Origin of the sequence: Pseudomonas sp. 478, assembly GCF_003254125.1 — a bacterium.
Taxonomy (GTDB): domain Bacteria; phylum Pseudomonadota; class Gammaproteobacteria; order Pseudomonadales; family Pseudomonadaceae; genus Aquipseudomonas.
Window position 1 is genome coordinate 14,336 of record NZ_QKZG01000014.1, and the last position, 18,706, is coordinate 33,041.

Annotated in this window: 12 protein-coding genes; 4 read left to right on the forward strand and 8 right to left on the reverse strand. The window is 58.5% G+C overall.

The window, feature by feature from the left end; genetic code table 11:
- Positions 1-505: 505 nt before the first annotated feature.
- From DFS28_RS24560 to DFS28_RS24585, 6 genes are all read right to left on the reverse strand, one after another.
- Positions 506-3,616: an Ig-like domain-containing protein gene (locus DFS28_RS24560; protein ID WP_111451820.1), complete on the reverse strand. Its 3,111-nt coding sequence runs from the start codon at positions 3,614-3,616 to the stop codon at positions 506-508.
- A 393-nt stretch (positions 3,617-4,009) separates the two neighbouring features.
- Positions 4,010-7,579 (reverse strand): Ig-like domain-containing protein, encoded by a 3,570-nt coding sequence (locus DFS28_RS24565; RefSeq protein ID WP_178082231.1) that lies wholly within the window; start codon positions 7,577-7,579, stop codon positions 4,010-4,012.
- A 128-nt stretch (positions 7,580-7,707) separates the two neighbouring features.
- Complete coding sequence (lapD, locus tag DFS28_RS24570; protein ID WP_111451821.1) at positions 7,708-9,648, reverse strand: cyclic di-GMP receptor LapD; 1,941 nt, start codon at positions 9,646-9,648, stop codon at positions 7,708-7,710.
- 22 nt (positions 9,649-9,670) lie between these two features.
- Positions 9,671-10,378, reverse strand: coding sequence for a cysteine protease LapG (gene lapG, locus DFS28_RS24575; RefSeq protein ID WP_111451822.1), 708 nt, complete (start codon positions 10,376-10,378; stop codon positions 9,671-9,673).
- 207 nt (positions 10,379-10,585) lie between these two features.
- Positions 10,586-10,981, reverse strand: a complete 396-nt coding sequence (locus tag DFS28_RS24580) for a YbaN family protein (protein ID WP_008156164.1) — start codon at positions 10,979-10,981, stop codon at positions 10,586-10,588.
- Between the two features lie 10 nt (positions 10,982-10,991).
- Positions 10,992-11,579: a YecA family protein gene (locus DFS28_RS24585; protein ID WP_111451823.1), complete on the reverse strand. Its 588-nt coding sequence runs from the start codon at positions 11,577-11,579 to the stop codon at positions 10,992-10,994.
- A gap of 412 nt (positions 11,580-11,991) precedes the next feature.
- On the opposite strand from DFS28_RS24585, the gene recQ reads away from it, so the two are divergent.
- From recQ to DFS28_RS24605, 4 genes are all read left to right on the forward strand, one after another.
- The gene (gene recQ / locus DFS28_RS24590) at positions 11,992-14,118 is read left to right on the forward strand and encodes a DNA helicase RecQ (protein WP_008156159.1); all 2,127 of its coding nucleotides are present in this window, start codon (positions 11,992-11,994) and stop codon (positions 14,116-14,118) included.
- A 119-nt stretch (positions 14,119-14,237) separates the two neighbouring features.
- Positions 14,238-14,672, forward strand: a complete 435-nt coding sequence (locus DFS28_RS24595; RefSeq protein WP_111451824.1) for a MarR family transcriptional regulator — start codon at positions 14,238-14,240, stop codon at positions 14,670-14,672.
- Between the two features lie 128 nt (positions 14,673-14,800).
- Complete coding sequence (locus tag DFS28_RS24600; RefSeq protein WP_111451924.1) at positions 14,801-16,579, forward strand: FimV/HubP family polar landmark protein; 1,779 nt, start codon at positions 14,801-14,803, stop codon at positions 16,577-16,579.
- Positions 16,580-16,611: 32 nt separating this feature from the next.
- Positions 16,612-16,899 (forward strand): SelT/SelW/SelH family protein, encoded by a 288-nt coding sequence (locus tag DFS28_RS24605; protein WP_111451825.1) that lies wholly within the window; start codon positions 16,612-16,614, stop codon positions 16,897-16,899.
- Here DFS28_RS24605 and DFS28_RS24610 read toward each other — a convergent pair.
- Positions 16,893-17,786 (reverse strand): DMT family transporter, encoded by an 894-nt coding sequence (locus DFS28_RS24610; RefSeq protein WP_111451826.1) that lies wholly within the window; start codon positions 17,784-17,786, stop codon positions 16,893-16,895. The genes DFS28_RS24605 and DFS28_RS24610 overlap by 7 nt on opposite strands.
- Positions 17,787-17,859: 73 nt before the next feature.
- The gene (locus DFS28_RS24615) at positions 17,860-18,624 is read right to left on the reverse strand and encodes an AraC family transcriptional regulator (RefSeq protein ID WP_111451827.1); all 765 of its coding nucleotides are present in this window, start codon (positions 18,622-18,624) and stop codon (positions 17,860-17,862) included.
- Positions 18,625-18,706 lie beyond the last annotated feature (82 nt).

An 18,706-nucleotide genomic window follows, 5' to 3' on the forward strand; every position in this document is an offset into this window, starting at 1 on the left:
TCTATGGGGTCATATTGCGAGCCTTGCTGGCTCGTTAAAACCTCCGTTGGTACATAAAGCTGGTAGTCATGAACAGCGCTTTCAGAGCAGGTGTTAAATGCAAAAGAGTGCTCTCGCTTTGGCGCCTGGGTCTGGAGCATTGACGGAGCGGCGCGGCTTTGAGCTGCCCTGGAAAAAGCGGAACAAGCCCTTCGCGGTGAGGTGCATTATCAGGCGCAGGGCTTGGATAGATGGCGAGGACTCCTCAGGTGCTGTCCCCCCCCCCCCGGTCTGCGTTTTGAGTACGGTTAGCCGGCCAGAAATCAAGGACACTGACCGACTGGCACGCCGCCGTCGTTGTCGGTTTAATTGCTGACAATTACGGAGACTGAGTTGTCATGAAAATTGACGACGTAGGCACGGCCGTCGGGGTGAACTGCGATCAAGCAGGGGGGGATTTGCCCTCCACCGAGTCCGACAGGAGAACGGTGGATGGGCTGCTCGATATGGGTAAGGATCGGGAGAGTCAGGGCAAAATCAGGTAGGCACCACCTCTCAGATACGTGAAATTGGTTGCGGGTATGAATACCCAACGATTTGGAATCAGGTTCATGGTCTCCCCAGACGGCTGGATCCCTGTCGACTCATAGTGTGCTTGTAAACCAGCAGATGGGTTTTCGGGGACGAACCAAGTGTTCGGGTCGCATGTGAAGGCAGGTTGAAAGTCACTGCCAAGTCTAACTTTATATTCAGAGGTGAAGAGTGTGAAGTGTTGGGGGTCGGAGCGGGTGGCAAGCGGTATACCTCCTTGGGAACGCATCCTCGCCACGATTTGGGTGTGGCTCATCACTCTCGATCCTTCGTAGTGGAGGATTATGACATTGCTGCAGGATACGTTTATTCGGGCGGATATGCCGAGGCTGTCTAGGATTGTGATGATGGCAGAGCCGTTCCCACGACTGTGTATCAACCCGTCGTTGTCGACGGAGGCGATGTGGGGGGCGGATGATATGTAGGTGTAAGGAGCGGTTCCGCCCTGGGCGGTGCGCTTGGCAAAAGTACCTGAGATGTTAGTGTGACGGATAAAAAAAGTATCGGGCCCGTTCTGACCAGTCAAGGCTAAAGCTATATGGCGGCCACTCAAGGAAAGTGGCGTTGTGTCCACGATCAGTGCGGGGGTAATAATGAAAGTCCGGGCCGGTGACTCCAGCCCAGTCCCATACAGGGCCTTGGCGGTAAAGCTGTGCGCCCCCACGCTGAGCTCGGAAACTGTCAAGCTCCAGATCCCCGTTGTCGCATCGGCGGTGGGCTGGCCTTTGGACGTGGTGCCATCCAGGACTTCAACTTTCAGCCCTTTGCTGGCCGTGCCGGTCAGCGTCACCGTGGTGTCCACGGTGGTGCCACCGTTCGGGATTTCGCGATCTTTGCCGTCCTTCACCGAGGTGATGGTGGGGGCAGCAACCGCTGTCACGGTCAGCGTCCTCGGTGCCGAAGGCTGCCCCGAGCCGTACAACGCCTTGGCGGTGAAGCTGTGCTGCGCCACACTCAATCCTGTCACCTGTTTGGTCCAGACGCCCGAGACCGGATCAGCGGTGGCCTCTCCCATGCTGGCGGCTCCGTCGAGGATCTCGACTTTCTGCCCTTTACTGGCCGTACCGGTCAGGGTCACCGCGGTTTCCACAGTATTAGTGCCATGGGGAATCTCGGCGCCACTGGGCGAGCCTTTCACCGAGTCGATGATCGGCGGATCTAGCGATATCGCTTCACCCACCACAAATTCCAACGGATTCGAACGACTGGTTGTATTCGTCTCGGCCCGCCAGATCCGGTAATGCACCGTCACCTTCTTTCCGCGGTTCGGCTCAATATGCTCGGCGACAAATGCAGCGTTGAGGGTGAAGTTCACGTCCTTGTCTTTGGAGAGTGCGTTGAGGGTAATCGAGTCCTCCTTGGTACCGCTGAGCTCGCCGATCCACGTGTAGGTGACGATATCTCCGGATTTGGTCGGGGTGGCGACGGGCCGCGGCGCGGTCAGTTTGCTGACGCCGCCGGGCAAGTCCTTGGGTTCCAGCGCACCGTCCTTCTCGCCGAGGACGATGGGTTTGACCAGTTCGAACTGTGGCTCGCCGACGTTCAGCCGCGCGGCGTGCAGGGACGGTCGGCGGACGATGGTGCCGCCTTCATCGCTGAGCAGGTTGTACGACAGATCCAGGGTGCCGCCTTTGAGGGACTCAAGGTGTTTGCCCTCGACGGTAATGAGGAAACCCTGGGGATTCTCGGCTTCCTGGGTGCTGGGAAAATACCACTCCAGGGCTGGGTCGTAGGAGGTGCCGTCGGGCCGGCTGCCGAACCATTTGAGTTCGATCGCATTATCGGGCGTGATGAGCGAATCATACGGAATCCGGATGCGGATGCTCGGCAGGTCAGGGTCGAGGGCGCCGTTCTGTTCGTCCTCGGCAATGGGCGCCGCCAGGCGTTTGGGTTCGCCGACGATGTTGATGAAGCGACCTTTTGAGCGCTGAATGAGGGTGCCGCCGCGCTCCAGTTCGTAGGAAAACATCCCCTGGGTTTTTGCCAGTGCGCGGGCGCCAGCGTTGGACAGCAGCACCTTGACCACCAGGGGCGGTGTTTTCTCGATGGGTTGGCGAACCTTGACGTCGATGGCTTCACCGTCAAGGGTGGTGCCCCTGAGGTTCATGATGATCACATCGTTTTGCTGGAACTCGGTCGACGCCGCCCAGACCTGCAAAATCAACTTTTCATCGCCCAGCGTGTCCAGGTCAAGCACGTTGCCGTCGGCTTGCTGGAGAATCGGTGCATCCAGCCTCGAGTTGCCGGTGTCAACGACGATGCGCGCTTCCTTGCACCAGTCTTCGGACTGGTTGAGTACCCGGTCACGGATCATGTAGGTAACGGACAGGCCTTCAATGCCTGAATCGCCGGCCGCCAGAATGGTGGTTCCGTCGATGTGCACCTTGATCGGGTGGGTCGCAGGGGTGTCGATCTGCGCCTGGGTGACCGGCTCGGACCGCCGCAGCTTGCCGCCCCAGCTCGCCGTGATCACATCACCTACGGCGATGTTTTCGTAGGGCTCGTCGGTGCCGCTGCCGGGTTTGCCCAGGATGAGGATGTCCACGCCGTTTTTGGCGCTGTCCTTGTCCACGCCGATCTGGACGATCTCCGGCGGTTCGAACGCCATGGACAGGTTGGAGTGCCCATAGTTCGGGTCCGTGTCCTGGCCGCCGGGCAAGTCGAGTTTGACGTAGAGCTTGAGCGGCGGGATGAAGGGTTCGGGCGCCTGATGGGCCCGGGTCACCCGGTAGGACAGGGTCCATGGCCCTGTCTGCAGATTGTCCGGGTCAACGAACAGGGTGGCGCGCTCAGTCAGTTCGGCGCGGTCGGTGATGGTCGCTTGAGCGACCACGTTGTTGTTGAGCAGCAACTCGACCTTGTCGAGCAGGCTCTTGTTCGACCAGATCGGAATCTGGACTTTCAGGCCCCTGTCAGGAAAGTTGCCCCTTGCGGCGGCGAAGTTGATCCCCCACTCGTCAGCCGGCGGCTGCGGCGCAATGGCGCCGGGTATTTCCGGTTCGAGCAAGGCGAGGGGCGACAGGTTTTTCAGGGGCTGAATGAGCATGTTAGGGCACTCCGGTCGGTGAAGGACGATGGAGTGATTTAAGGCCTGGCGCGGGAGGATTGGCTACTGTCATAAATAACAGGTAGGGGGGGGTTCTGACGGACGGTAATGCACAAGTTCATCCCGCTGAACATGCCATCAAGCGAGTGGGTCGTCTCCTGGGTAAATCGGCATCCGCAAGCAGAACGTCCATTGTTACAGGCGAAGCGGCGCGGCTTTGAACTGCCGGAGAAAGCTGGAAAAGGTGCAGCAAGCCCTTCGCGATGAGGTGCAGTCCGGTAACCCTGAAAATCCACCGGACATATCCGTGGCTCGAGAATCAAGGGCGTAGGTTGATTTTTTATTTTCGGAAAAATAAACCTTAACCTTTTCTGCTCATTTACTTTCTAACCTTCAGGAAACTCTTCTTACAATGATGTTATCTATCTGATAGTCATTTCCACCATCACTTCCATCGTTACCCCCCCTGTCCTGGTGACTCATTATGTGCACTAGATGATTTCCAGTCTGGGTAACAAAGAAGGTGCGACTCGGTGTATACCATATTCCGTCCCTGGGGACGGAATATTCAGGAATTATCTGTATGCCCGAGGTGGTGCTGACTGAAAATTTCGGCGGCACATTGTTTGCCAGCGGACTGAAGTTTCGAACGTTATAGCTGAATGAATAGGTTCGTCCTGCCACGAAGTGAAATGTTTGACTGAACAACACGCCGGAATGCCCTGAAGGAGCTGTCGTATCGTTATGAAACACTCCATTGGTAACATACCCTTGAAAGCCCGCCGGGCCTTTTTGCCAGTTACCTGAGGTTCCATTGTTGAAGTCAGTAATGGAGTCCCGCCAGGTATCAACCGCTACGGTAAAGCTCCGGGCCGGAGATTCCTTGTTATTACCATAGAGCGCCCTGGCTTTAATGGAGTAACCCTTCGGACTCAATCTGGACAACCTCGTGGTTCCTTCACCATTGCCGTCGAGGGAGATAGGGGAGCCTATGGTCGTGAAGTTGTCGTAGAGCTGGACGAGTTGGTAAGGGTCCGCCTTGACGGTCACCGTGACTTCCGTGTCGTAGGTCGTTCCGTTATGGCCAACAGAGCCTTTGGAGTCTGTGATTGCGAGGATTTTGGGCTCAGTGGGAATACCGATGGTGAATGTTCTCGGATCACTGTTCTTCTCATCGGCGTCGTATTGGGCAATGGCGATGATGCGTTGCACGCCCTCGACCAATTCTACGGGGAGTTCCCATGTACTGCCCGCACCGACGGGCGGCATGCCTTTTGATACACCGTTAATCTGAACGTCGACTTTTTCACCCCGTGTGGCCGTGCCATGGATGGTCACGCGTTTGTCGTAGGTCAGGCCTGCTTCGGGAATCACGGTGTTTTGTAGGTTTTTCACGCTGGTGATCACAGGTTTTACATAGTCGTAACGCGTGCGGATGGTCAGGGGCAGGCTCGGGAAGTGGATCGCAGTTACTCCATCCTTGCCGCCATCGAAGATCACCTTGCACTTCACAGTGGCGGTCGAGCTATGGAGCAGTTTCAACAACTCCATTCGAAGCAGCGTTTCATTCAGGCCTTGTGTAACTTGCAGATCGCTGACCTCATGACCTTTGAGCAAATCGATGGTGTAGACGTCGTTGCTGGTTCTGCCCTCGACACTAAGCCAGACAAGCTGTCTGGCCGCGATAAAGGGCCAAGCCTTCACCAGAACCCTGGCGTCGCCCGTAAATTCCATCAGATCCAGTACGTCATTTTTCGCTTGCGGAGCTTCAGGCCTCGGCAGATCTTTTTCAGGGTTCTGGAAACTCAGTATGTTCAGCGCCAAGGCATCGGATGGGGTCCACAAGTTATAGCGTTGCATGGCATAGCTGACCGATACCTCACGACCGATATTGGCACCGATCGCGGACGCGGGCAGGTGAAACGTGACCGTGCCTGAGGCCTCGGCGGGCTTTTCAAGATCTTCCGAGGTGCCGGCCCCGGGCGTTCCCCGCCATTTCAATCCGAGTAAGTCCAGCGTTTCATCCATCGAGGCGTAGCTGCACTCGATATCAACGCCATTAAGCGCATCCATCGGATTGAGCGTGCCGCTGGGGGCCTGGACAACTGTGGGGGAAGGCAGCCGGCCGACCGGTATTCCGACCAATACGTCCAAGGGCACCGAATAGCTGTATTTGCCGGTTGCTGCATGCAGGAGGGTATACCGGACAGTAACGTTGTAGCCGATATTGGCCGCTACGTAACTGGCGTCCACCCGGAAGCGCACAGGTTTGCCAATAGTCATCGTGGTAATGGGCACGCTGCCTCGGGTCGTACCGAATGGGTTAATGCCAATCCAGTGATAAGTCAGCGTATCTTCCTTGACCCAATTGACCGGTTTGATCAACACATGCGCTTGGGTGTAAACCTGAGTCGGGTCGATCACCCCGTCCTTGGCTTCCTCGACTTCCGGCACCGGCAGCGTGGCATTCAGGGATCCCACCGCGACCCTGAGAAAGTCTGACTCGCTGACACCATGTTGGCTTGTGTCGTCAGTGGATACTCGGTAATACAGCTTGAGACTGCCGTTGTTCAACGCCTCGATATGCTCGCCCCGCACATACACAATGGCTTCGCCGCTTTTTTGCTCGTTTTCACTGACGCTATGTTTCTCTTCATGCACATACGGAGATGTGTCTGATTTTGCGCCCTCCCATATCAGATTGATGAAGTCCCCGTTAGCAATGGCCGGGTAACGGATCACCACCGTTGCCATCATGGCATTGACGGGCAGCACAGCCCCTATCACTTCATTGACGGTCGGCGCGGGCAGTTGCGCAGGATTGCCGATCACATCGACAAAGGTACGTTTTGATGTGAGGGGATCGCTGCCATTCTTTTTATGCAGTTCATAAGCGGCATCGAGTGTTCCCAAGGCAAAGAGACTTACGAACTCAAAGGGTATGGGTATTCTGCAAATATAAGGTGGGGTGCTAACGGTGGCCTCTGCTGGAAAGGTCCGTGTGGCGTTTCCAGGAAGCGGCGTGCCAATGACTCTGATCTTGAGGGTGTCGCCCGGGTCGAACACATCTCCAGCTTCAACAAGGATTTGCAGGGTGACAGGTTGGTGGTCGAGGTCCTTGAGATGAATTTGCCCGTTGTCAGCTTCCTTGAATATGGCGGCACCCAGGCGCGCGGCACCGGCTTCAACTAACAGGTTGGTTTCTTCTGACCATTTTTCACTGTAATTCCACAGCTCATCATGTACTACGTAATGTATTTTCATTTTGTCGGCGTCGCCGGCGGTCAAGATATCGGCGGGCATGGCTGTGACCACAATGTCGACGGTGCCATCCACTTCTGCCTGCGACAACTCGTGCGGCAGGAGAAACACGCTGCCCCAACGCACCTGGATAACATCGCGCAGGGCGATACCCGGATAAGTCTTGATTGTCATCGGTACACCCTTGGCCGCCCATTCTTTGGTCACACCATTGTCGATGACATCCTGAGGCAACTCGACCATCTTAAGTGCCGAATGCCAAGGTAGATTGGGTTCCTTGTCGTCAAGGGCTGGTTTGTGAAGTTTGACCAACAGCTTTAACCTGGCCGATTCCTCGGGTACGGTTTCTCCTGTACGGGTCAATAGGTAGTAGCTCTCTGCGAAGCCAGGCACAACGTCGTCTGTCGGCAGGAAAAAGTACATTCGTTCGTTAAGTTGTTCAGATTTTACTTTCAGCTCGTGGAGCAACTTTTCATTCCAGAAAACCTTTAACTCATCGTTGATTGCCATATTCAAGTAAGGGTCGATCGCGCAGAACATTCCTGCGTCATGTTCTTCGACGACGGCAATGTTGACACCGCCATCAGCGTCCACGACAGGACGGACCATGCCAGCGATGAGGAGTGGCCACATTTGGAGTGGCGATACGAGAGCGGCTAGTTCTTCGCGGGGAATAAACAGGAATTGGCGAGAAGAGGACATAATCAGCTCCGTTTGGTGACACAGGATGTAATACGGGGGTTGTTCCTCTTTTAATTCAGCTAATCGGCTAGCGTCTACTGTCATATCTGACAGGTACACATAGGTTTAAGACGAACGGTCTAACTGCATTACATCGGCTCCGGCGGCCCAATCAACCGCCCCATCACCCCAAACAGTCCCAACTCCCGGATCACCTCCAGCTCCCCCTTGGTCTCGACCATCTCCGCAATCAACGGCAAATCAATGCTGTTGGTCGCTCGAAAAATCGCCTCGATAAACAGCCGTTTATCACTCTGCTCATCAATGTGGCGGATGTACGCACCGTCGATTTTCAAGTAAGCCAGGCCCAATTGAGCCAGGTTGCCGATCTGGCCGAAGCTGCCGCCGAAATGCTGCAGACCGATGCGGTAACCGGTGTTGAGCAAGCTGTGGCTCAGGCGTTGCAGTTCTTCCTGCGGTGGCAGTTGGCGTTCGTCGATTTCCAGTATCAGCAACTCAGCGAGTTCGGGCAGCGATTCGAGCATGTCGAGGATGTGTTGCAGTTGCGCTGGATCGCGCAGGGTGCTGCCGGACAGGCTTAACGCCAGGGGCCAACGATTGACGATGAGGTAGTCGAGGGTGGCTTCGAGCATGGCCAGGTCGAATCGGGCCGACCAGCCGAGTCGCTCGATCCACGGCAGGAAATGCCCGGCGGCAATGGCCTCGCCCTGCGGGTCGAGCAGGCGTGCGAGCACTTTGTGATGCAGCACCTGGCTGGTGTCGGCGCATTGCACCACCGGCTGGAAATACAGTTGCATCTTGCCTTGGTTCAGGGCGTCGTCGATCCAGGTTTGCCAGTCGTTTTGGGACGGGTTCGGCGCGGTGATGGAATCGGCCAAGTGGACCCACGGGCGCTCGGGATGTTGCCGGGCTTCGGTCAACGCCCGGTCCAGTCGCGTCAGCACAACACTGGCTGGTTCACCGGGGTGGTAAGGGGCGATCCCCAAATGCGCCACCGGCATGGCGTCGCTGGCGCCGGTCAGGCGCAGGTTTTCCAGGGTGGCGCTGATTTCGCAGGCCAGGCGTGCGGCGTCGGTGCTATCCAGGCCAGGCGTCAGCAGGCTGAATTCACCACCACGATTGCGCGCGGCTAGCCAGGTGCGACGTTCCGGTGGCTCAGTCAGGCGCTTGAGCAATTCGCCGACGGCGCTGATCAACGCATCGGTGCGCTGGCCGCCCAAGCGTTGGTTGAGACCGGCCAGATCGTTGATCCGCAGCATCAGCAAATGGCCGTCGCTGCTCTGCTCGGAGACCAGCAATTCGTCGGCCAGCTCTTCATCCAGCAAGCGCCGATTGGCCAAGCCCGTAAGGCTGTCCTGATAAGACTCGACCCGCAGTTTTTCACTGCGTGCGACCTCTTCGGCGAACAGCGCCTTGAGCTTCTCGACCATCTGATTCATAGCCAATACCACGCGTTTCAACTCCGGTGTGCGCGGTAGTTTCGGCAGGCTGAGGAACTCGCGTTTGCTGATGGCTTCGGCCTGTTTGACCATGGTGTCGAGTGGACGAAATTGCCGGCGCAGCAGCCAGCCTCCAAACACGGCACTGAGCAGGCCGCACACCAGTAACCAGATCAGGCTGCCGAGGGTGCTGTCCCAAAGTTTGGCCAGGGCGAACTGCGGATTGCTCAACACCTCGACCCGTGCCGCCTGGGCCCAGCCACGCATGATCAGCGCTTCGCCACCGGGTGGGTGCAGGTTGACCAGATTCACAAACCAGGCGGGAACGCCCTCGATTTGCCCCGGCGCGCTGCGCTCTACCAGTACCTGCGCATTCTCGATGTTAATGATTCGAATGCTGCTGAAATAACCGCTGTCGAAAATCGAGCTGACCATTAATTCGATCATGGCCGGGTCATCGATTTGTGCCGTCAACGACAAACCCAGCGCGGTGGCCGCGTCCTGAGCGTGGGAGCGCAACTGGCTGAGCATCTGGTCGCGAGAGCTTTCCAGGCTGACAAAAAAACTGCCGCTGAACGCCACCAGCAAGAACAGGCAGATGGCGAGAAACAACTGTTTACGCAGTGACATAAATCGCTCCTTGCTCAGGTGGCTAGCCGTCGCCCACGGCGAACCCTTCAGCCTGCATCTTTTTCAGTACGTCCTGCCAGCGCGACAGTTTTTTCGAGTCGCCGCTACGTTTGCCACCATTGGCTCCCGGCAAGTACAGGCCTTCGGCGTTGAAGGCGTACACCGGCAGCAGGTCTTGGCGTTGGGAGGCGGGGCGGACCTCGCCGATCAAGTTGTCCAGCACCAGCGGATCGGCCGTGGGGCTGTTGTAGAATGTCAGCACCATGTGCGCCTGGTTCTGGGTCAGGGCTTTCACGTAGGTGATGCGTAGTTTTTCGCTGGGAATTCCCAGGTAGCGCAGGCTGAAATATTTCGCCAGTGCGTAGTCCTCACAATCAGCGGCACCCTTGATCAGGGATTCGACGGGCGTGGCCCAGTAATCGGTCTGATGCCAAATGCGGGTGTCGTCCAGAAAACTCAGTTGCTGATTGAAGAAGCGATTGACTGCGTTCAGCTGCTCGCGCTCGGGCGCGTTGACTTCGCTACTGATCATTTGACTCCAGGCCTCGATCCTTCCCCGTCCCGGGCCCAGGGTGCCGTAGCGATTTTCGGCGGTTTGCAGAATCTGCGCAAAATCCCAGTTGGCCCCGACACTGCCCAGCCCGGCCAACAGAAAAGTGATCAGCAACAGCCATCCGCCGAACCGAAGTCGGAGCGTTGACCATCCTGGGCTACGCGGACTGCGGGACATGTCTGGCCGCTCGGGTGCAGATGTCTGAAGTCTAGGCGGTGTTTTTTGAAAGGGAGGGTTGATCGTCGGGTCAGTTCGCGGACTGATCGTTCCCACGCTCCGCGTGGGAATGCCGCCCGGGACGCTCCGCGTTCCTTCGACGCGGTGACGCAGAGCGTCACTGGATGCGTTCCCACGCGGAGCGTGGGAACGATCATTGTGGCGTTTTCAGGGTTTGTGCAGGGTTTTCTGTTTGAGGATGTAGAGGGTCACCAGCACGGCGCTGGTCAGCATGAACCCCCGCGCCCACGGCAGGGGCACCAGATAGCAGGAGAGCAGGATACTCGCCCACATCAGGCCGATGGCGTAGACCTTACCCTTGAGCGGGATGCCGTTGCCGCTCAGGTAATCGCGAACCCACGGCCCAAGCCGCGGATGTTCAACCAGCCAATGATAAAAGCGCGGCGAACTCCGGGCGAAGCAGGCGGCCGCCAGCAGCAGGAAGGGCGTGGTGGGCAATACCGGCAGGAAAATCCCGATCACCCCCAGCGCTACGCTTAGCCAGCCGATGGCCAGCAGCACGTAGCGCAACATCAGGGAGCGGTTGCCTATGGGGTTGTCCATAGGCAAAACCTTAGTGGTGACGAGGCTTGAGGATCGCCGGTTTTTCGTCTGGCGCCTGGCACAGCAGGTACAGCGCGGTCAGGGCTTCCGGGATCTGTACGATCATGTCGTCCATCAGGTTGGCGTCTTTGGCGATGTCTTCGAACTCAGGCTGTTCGTCGAACAGGCCCGAACCGACCATGATCGGCAGCAGCATTTCGCTGACTTCGTCTTCGGCGGTCTCGAACCAGGCTGCTTCGCGCAGGAACACGCCTTCCATGAAACCGATGCACCAGCCGCGCAGGTCGGAATCGTCCGGCTCTTCGCCCAGGTCCAGGTCGCAAGGCAACTCGAACTCTTCATCGGACGCCAATTGGCGAGCGATGTGAGCCTTGAGGGCCAACAGGGTGGATTCGATCGCTTCACGCTCGGTGTCGTCGGCGTAATGCGGCTCTTCGGCGAAAAGGGCGTCGATCCATTCACGGTCAGGAATGGTTTCGGAACAGATCGACAGCGCAGTGAGGTAGCCGTGGGCGGCCACGTAGTCCAGCGCCTCGTCATGCAGTTCGTCGGCGTCGAGGAAGACTTGCAGGCGGGTTAGTTGCTCAGCGAAGGACATTAAAGGGCTACCTTGGGGAATATACGATGCAGGAATTCTAGGCCTTCTTGAGCGTTGGGGCCAGCCGCGCGGCATTTTTGCGCCATTGCGGCCCTGCGAAACACCGCAACCCCTGTGGGAGCGGGCTTGCTCGCGAAAGCGGTGTGCCGGCCAGCATTAATGTCGACTGACACACCGCTTTCGCGAGCAAGCCCGCTCTCACAAGGTCTGCAGTGCATTGACCTTCGCGTGTCTTATCAGCGGCACCCTTTGCAGGGGAGGGCTCGGGTATACTCCCGCGTTTTGTGATGCCCTGCCGGCGTCGCGGCTGAAATGTGACGCGTCATGCAATGCGCACTTACGATTTGTCGGTGCAGCCTTCGTGGTTCTGAACCAGCCTTGCAGGGATGTTTTTGTGATTTTTGGAGTTTCTATGCTCGAACAGGCTCAACGCGTCCTCAAGGACATCTTCGGCTACGACAGTTTCCGTGGCCGTCAGGGTGCAATCATTGAGCGCGTGGCCAGTGGCGGCGATGCCCTGGTGCTGATGCCTACCGGTGGCGGCAAGTCCTTGTGCTTCCAGGTGCCGGCGCTGTTGCGCGAAGGCCTGGCAGTGGTGGTGTCGCCGCTGATCGCTCTGATGGACGACCAGGTCGCTACCCTCGAAGAGCTGGGCGTCGCTGCGGCGGCATTGAACTCCACGCTCAGCGCCGAGCAGCAGCGCGATCTGGCGGCACGGATCAAGCGCGGTGAAGTGAAAATGCTTTATCTCGCGCCCGAGCGTCTGGTTCAGCCACGAATGCTGGCGTTCCTGCAAAGTCTTGAAATTTCACTGTTCGCCATCGACGAAGCCCACTGCGTGTCCCAATGGGGCCACGACTTTCGCCGCGAATACCTGCAATTGGGCCAGTTGGCGGAATTGTTCCCCAACGTCCCGCGTATCGCCCTGACCGCGACCGCCGACAAGCGTACCCGAGAAGAAATCGTCGACCGCCTTCATCTTCAGGATGCCGAGCGCTTCCTGTCGAGTTTCGACCGTCCCAACATTTTCTATCGCATCGTACCCAAAGAGCAGCCGCGCAAGCAGTTGCTGGCGTTCCTCGCCGAACGGCGCAGCGATGCCGGCATCGTCTATTGCCTGTCGCGCAAGAAAGTCGACGAAGTGGCAGTGTTCCTCAGCGAGCAAGGCTTCCCGGCGCTGCCGTACCACGCCGGTTTGCCCAACGATACCCGGGCTCACCACCAGAAGCGCTTCCTCAATGAGGAAGGCCTGATCATGGTCGCCACCGTGGCGTTCGGCATGGGCATCGACAAGCCCAACGTGCGCTTTGTCGCTCACCTCGACTTGCCAAAATCCCTTGAGGCTTACTACCAGGAAACCGGTCGCGGCGGCCGTGACGGTCTGCCGGCAGACGCCTGGATGGCTTACGGCCTGCAAGACGTGGTGATGCTCAAACAGATGTTGCAGAACTCCGAGGGCGACGAACGCCACAAACGTCTGGAGCAGCACAAGCTCGACGCCATGCTCTCGCTCTGCGAAGAAACCCGCTGCCGTCGCCAGACGCTGTTGGCTTATTTCGACGAAGACATGCCCGAGCCGTGCGGCCATTGCGACAACTGCGTCGATGGCGTGCAGACCTGGGATGCCACCGAGCCGGCCCGTCAGGCGCTTTCGGCGATCTACCGTACCGGCCAACGCTATGGCGTCGGGCATTTGGTTGATGTATTGCTGGGCAAGGACAACGAAAAGGTCCGCAATTTCGGCCATCAACATCTGTCGGTATTTGGTGTAGGCAAGGCGATGGGAGAGAGCGAGTGGCGCTCCTTGTTCCGACAGCTGGTTGCCCGCGGTCTGGCAGACATCGACCTGGAAGGCTACGGCGGCCTGCGCCTGAGCGACACCTGTCGACCGCTGCTCAAGGGCGAAGTAACCCTGGAGCTGCGTCGCGACCTCAAGCCGCAAACCACGGCTAAAAGCAGCAAGAGCCAGGCGAGCCAACTGGTTCGCGGCGAAGAGCGCGAACAGTGGGAAGCCTTGCGCGCCCTGCGTCGAAAACTCGCCGAAGAGCATGGCGTGCCGCCGTACGTCATCTTCCCCGACTCGACACTGCTGGAAATGCTCCGCAGCCAACCGACCTCGCTGTCGGAAATGGCCACGGTCAGCGGCGTTGGTGCGCGCAAGCTGGAGCGTTACGGCGAGGCCTTCCTCGAAGTCCTCGGCGGGCAAGTCGAGGCGCCGAAAGTGGTGGCCGACCTGCGCCACGAACTGATCACCCTGGCCCGAGCCGGCATGACACCGTTGCAGATTGCCGGTCAGCTGCAATGCTCGGAAAAGAACGTCTATACCCTGCTCGCCGAAGCGATTGGCAAGCAGCAGCTGTCGCTGGAGCAAGCGCTGGATCTGCCTGAAGAATTGATGGGTGAGATCCAGGATGCGTTCCTTGACGGCGAGGGCGAATTGCCGCCCGTGTCGGAGATTGCCGCACTGTTTGCCGGGCGAGTGCCGGAAGGCGTTTTGTACTGTGTTCGGGCGGCGCTGCAATCCGAATTCGAGATTTAGGTGATCTGCCACATAGATGTAACGATTCAGTACAGAGCAAGCCTTGCCTCTGGCCAAGGGTCATGCTTAGCTGACTAATAATTAGTTTTTCTTTATTTCAGTCTAATCATGAGTGTTCTATGCCGTTAACCGAACAACACCGCTTTGGCATGCAACTGGCCCAGATGTCGCGCGGCTGGCGTGCCGAACTGGACCGCCGTCTGGCTGGCCTGGGGCTGTCCCAGGCGCGCTGGCTGGTGCTGCTGCACCTGGCGCGTTTTGATGATGCCCCGACCCAACGTGAACTGGCGCAGAGCGTCGGCGTTGAAGGGCCGACCCTGGCTCGTCTGCTCGACAGCCTCGAAAGCCAGGGACTGGTGCAACGTCAATCGGTGCTGGAAGATCGCCGGGCGAAGAAAATCGTCCTTTGCGCGCCGGCGCTTCCCTTGATCGAACAAATTGAAACCATTGCTACCCAACTGCGCCACGAGTTGTTCGAAGGCGTCGATGAGGCAGACTTGAAGGTCTGCATGCGTGTCCACGGGCACATTCTGGCCAACCTGGAAAAATCTTGAGGCATTAACGCCCCCAAGACTTTTGAGATACTCCGTTGGGCAGACTATAAAGAACTACTTGGCAATATCGTGTTCGTACCGGATGTGCGAACGCGTACAAGATGGTTCTGGTTATCTAAGGGATGCTCATGCTCGAGAGTTGGCACATGGCTTTACGGTGTTGCGCCAGGCTGCTTCTGGTCGGTGGTGCTGTCACTTACTCGGCATTGGCGCCCGCGTTGGGCTTGGGTGATATCACCCTGCATTCAGCGCTGAATCAGCCGTTGCGCGCCGACATCGCACTGGAAGATGCCGCAGGTCTGGAGGAGGGCGAGCTCTCCGTCAGCCTGGCGACAGCAGACGAGTTCAGCCGCGCCGGCATCGATCGGGTGTTCTTTCTCAATAATCTGAAATTCACCCCGATCCTGCGCGGCAACCGCAGCCTGATCCGGGTGAGCTCCAGCAAACCGGTCAATGAACCTTTCCTGAATTTCCTGGTGCAGCTCAATCAGCCCAACGGGCGGGTGCTGCGCGAGTACACGGTGCTGATCGATCCGCCAGGTTCGCCGGGGATTGTTCCCGTCAATGACGAACCGGTGACCGACGTTCAGCCCTCTGGATTCCCAACGGTTGAGCCGGCTGTTGCGAAGCCACCCGCGGTGAAAGGCAAACAGTCGCCACCCCCTCCTGCCGCCGCGCCTGTGAGTGATCCCGTTGCCGAACAACTGGCCGCCAGCGTGCTGCGAAACCAGCAGCTGCAAGCAACCATCGATGAATTGACTGCGAAGCTTCAGGCCCAGGAGGAGCAGATCTCCGGTCAGAAAAAGCAGGTGACTGAACTGCAAACCCAATTGGCGGAAATCAAGACCGCAACGGTGGAGCCGGCTGCACCCGCCGTTGTGGCTCCCGCGCCGGCTATTGTTGAAGAGCCTGAGGCTACTAACTGGGGGCTGATTCTCGGGTTGTTGGCGGTGGTGGCTCTGGTGTTGCTGGGGTTGTTCGTGAGGCGTCAACGACAACAGGTTCAGGCATTGCCCGACGCTTTACCTGATTTGCCGTCACGGCATGAACCGGTGCTCAATCGCACTGCAGAACCGGTTTCACAATCGTCAGAGGTGCAACCGGCAACTGAATCGGGTGAAGAGTCGCCCGCAGGCGATGTGCTTGAAGGGGTTGATATCTATCTGGCCTATGGCCGTTTTTCCGAAGCCGCCGGTTTGTTGCGAGAGGCGCTGATCAAGGAGCCGCAACGCACGGATCTTGCCGTTCAGCTGTTGGAAGTTTTGGGTAAACAGGGGGACGTACCCGCCTATGAAGCACAGGAAAACAACCTGCGGGACGCCGGATACGACCTGCAAGAACTTCAGAATATTCGCGCCCGACACCCGAAATTGAACAGTGCGACACCGTTGGCTGTTGCAGCGCCAATGACTCCCCCCAAGGCGGCGATTGCCGAAGCAGCACCCAACGATGAGTTCCAGTTGAACCTGGATGACCTGTCGATGGATTCGAGTTGGGACCTGATCAGCCCTTTTGAACACTCGCCGTCCGCCGCGAAGCCATCGAGCGAATCCGCGCCGGTCGAGCCGCCGTTTGCCTCGAACCTGCACGTCTTGCCCGAGGTGTTTGAAATGCCCGATGAGTCGACGCTGGACGAGCCCGAACTTGAATGGGTCGCCGAGCCTGATTCACAGACTCTGGATGACACCTTTCTCAACGAGTTCAGCGATCCTGGCCAGTCGCTGGAACTGCAACCGCTGAACCTGGAACCGCCCGAGCCGAGCAGCGCCGAAAAACTCGAACAAGCCCAGACCTGCATTGATGACGGCGATCTGGACAGCGCCATCGAATTGCTCAACGAGTTGCTCAAGGAAGGTAACGAGCCGCTTAAGCAGACCGCCCGGAACCTGCTCGCCGGGCTATCATAGCGGCGCCCTCTGGCTCAGGAGTTTCGCCGATCATGACTGCATGCAAACCGGAAATCATCATCACGTATTGCACGCAATGCCAGTGGCTGTTGCGTGCTGCCTGGCTGGCCCAGGAACTGCTCAGTACCTTCGGTGACGATCTGGGCAAAGTGTCGCTGGTGCCCGGCACCGGTGGGGTGTTTCACATTTTCTGTGACGATGTGCAGATCTGGGAGCGCAAGGCTGATGGCGGTTTCCCGGAGGCCAAAGTGCTGAAGCAGCGGGTCCGTGATCAAATTGATCCGGACCGCGACCTGGGGCACAACGACCGCACTCAGTGAGAGGCGGCTTCTGCCGCAACGGCTTTCTTGCTTGAGCCGCCCGAGAGTCGGCTGGAGACCACGATCGCCACGATGATCAGCGCGCCGCCGATCAGCATGCGCAGTGTCGGGTTTTCATCAAACAGCAGCCAGGCCATGGTGATGCCGTAAACCGGCTCCAGGGCGAACACCACGGCCGCGGTCCGCGCCTTGATCACTGCCAGGCTGGCGACAAAAAGACTGTGAGCCACGCCAGTGCAGAACACCCCGAGCAGACCGATCCACAACCAGTCGATGGCGCGCACTTCGCTTAACTGCGGTGCCGCCATCGGCAACAGGCACAACGCGACCACCACGTTCTGACACAGCGCCGCCTGCACCGCCGGGATTCGCCCGGAGCTGGCGCGGTTGGTCAGCGATAGCAGAGAGAACAGCAAACCTGAGCCCACCGCCCACAGCAGACCCATTGTGGCGCCGCTGGCCAGATCGAAATCAGGGGTGACCAGCACCAGCCCGACACTGACCAGCACCACCAGCAGGATTTCGTTGGTGCGAATTCGCTCGCGGAAGATCAACCCTTCAAGGATCACGGTAAACGCCGGGAAGCTGGCGAAACCCAGGGTCGCAATCGCCACGCCTGCGACCTTCACTGCAATGAAAAAACTCACCCAGTGTCCGGCCAGCAGTAAGCCGCTGAGCAACAGTCGGCGCCAGTCCACAGCCTCGAGTTTCTGCCAGCGAGTAGTGCTGGCGAATCGCGCAAAAACGGCCAACGCCAACACAGCGAATGCAGCCCGCCCGAAGACGATGACGGCGGGGGAGGTGGCAGCCAGTTTGCCGAAGACACCGGTCAGGCCGAACATCAATGCGCCAATATGCAAAGCGCCAAGGGCGGTACGGGGGGTCATTGCAATCCTTGAAAAACGTATAAAACCAGGCCCTACATTGAACGCGCAACTTCCCGTTGTGTCTGTCGCCAGACTATCGTCCTTTGTCGCCAGCCTCTCGGCGCAACTTGCCAGGCGATGCGCCAAACTCCCGCAACACCGCTGCCGCGAAGGCACTCTGGGAACTGTAACCGACCCGACTGGCAACCTCGCCGATGGGCAATGGCGAATCCCGCAGCAGTCCCACAGCGATATGCAAACGTCGACTGCGGATGTAATCCATCGGCGTCTGCCCGCATTCAGCAACGAACCGCGCATGCAGCCGTGCGCTGGACAGACCGGCGACGCGTGCCAGATCGGCGACTTGAAGTGGATAGGCGGCGTACTGATCGATGTGCGCATTCAGCGCCGCATAAGGCAGGCGCCGACCGCCGACGATCTCGGGTTTGGCGTTGTTGAGGCTGGCCAGCAACAACACCGCGCCTTGTTGCGCGATCAATGGATCGTTGACCTGACTGCCCGCCAACCAACTGACCAATTGGCTTTGCCCGGCATCCAGCGGCAGGCGACCGGCGTTGTCGAGCAAACGACGGCTGGCCTCGGCGTGGTCCCCCAGGGACTGAGAAACCCATTGGTCGCTGGGCACATCCAGCACCAGGCAACGGCTGCCATTGGCGCTACCGCAGGCGTGATGGAAACCGGACGGCACCACCACGAAACTCTGTTGAACCACCTGACTGCCACGCCCGTCGACCTCGAAATCCAGTGCACCCGACAGCCCGAACACCAGTTGCGCGTGGTCGTGACTGTGGACGATCAGGTCATGAGTGTATTGGCGTAGCGTGAGGATCGGTCTCATCGCAGGTCTCCTGGTCAAGGTGCGGTCAGTCTACACCGGCCCGGCGCTGTCACAGGACTGACTCGCCACTGTCATGGGCGAT

What these genes read in the sequence shown, in the direction of transcription:
- DFS28_RS24560 (WP_111451820.1), bottom strand. Translation starts at nt 3,616, where the DNA reads ATGCTCATTCAGCCCCTGAAAAACCTGTCGCCCCTCGCCTTGCTCGAA.
- DFS28_RS24565 (WP_178082231.1), bottom strand. Translation starts at nt 7,579, where the DNA reads ATGTCCTCTTCTCGCCAATTCCTGTTTATTCCCCGCGAAGAACTAGCC.
- lapD (WP_111451821.1), bottom strand. Translation starts at nt 9,648, where the DNA reads ATGTCACTGCGTAAACAGTTGTTTCTCGCCATCTGCCTGTTCTTGCTG.
- lapG (WP_111451822.1), bottom strand. Translation starts at nt 10,378, where the DNA reads ATGTCCCGCAGTCCGCGTAGCCCAGGATGGTCAACGCTCCGACTTCGG.
- DFS28_RS24580 (WP_008156164.1), bottom strand. Translation starts at nt 10,981, where the DNA reads ATGGACAACCCCATAGGCAACCGCTCCCTGATGTTGCGCTACGTGCTG.
- DFS28_RS24585 (WP_111451823.1), bottom strand. Translation starts at nt 11,579, where the DNA reads ATGTCCTTCGCTGAGCAACTAACCCGCCTGCAAGTCTTCCTCGACGCC.
- recQ (WP_008156159.1), top strand. Translation starts at nt 11,992, where the DNA reads ATGCTCGAACAGGCTCAACGCGTCCTCAAGGACATCTTCGGCTACGAC.
- DFS28_RS24595 (WP_111451824.1), top strand. Translation starts at nt 14,238, where the DNA reads ATGCCGTTAACCGAACAACACCGCTTTGGCATGCAACTGGCCCAGATG.
- DFS28_RS24600 (WP_111451924.1), top strand. Translation starts at nt 14,801, where the DNA reads ATGCTCGAGAGTTGGCACATGGCTTTACGGTGTTGCGCCAGGCTGCTT.
- DFS28_RS24605 (WP_111451825.1), top strand. Translation starts at nt 16,612, where the DNA reads ATGACTGCATGCAAACCGGAAATCATCATCACGTATTGCACGCAATGC.
- DFS28_RS24610 (WP_111451826.1), bottom strand. Translation starts at nt 17,786, where the DNA reads ATGACCCCCCGTACCGCCCTTGGCGCTTTGCATATTGGCGCATTGATG.
- DFS28_RS24615 (WP_111451827.1), bottom strand. Translation starts at nt 18,624, where the DNA reads ATGAGACCGATCCTCACGCTACGCCAATACACTCATGACCTGATCGTC.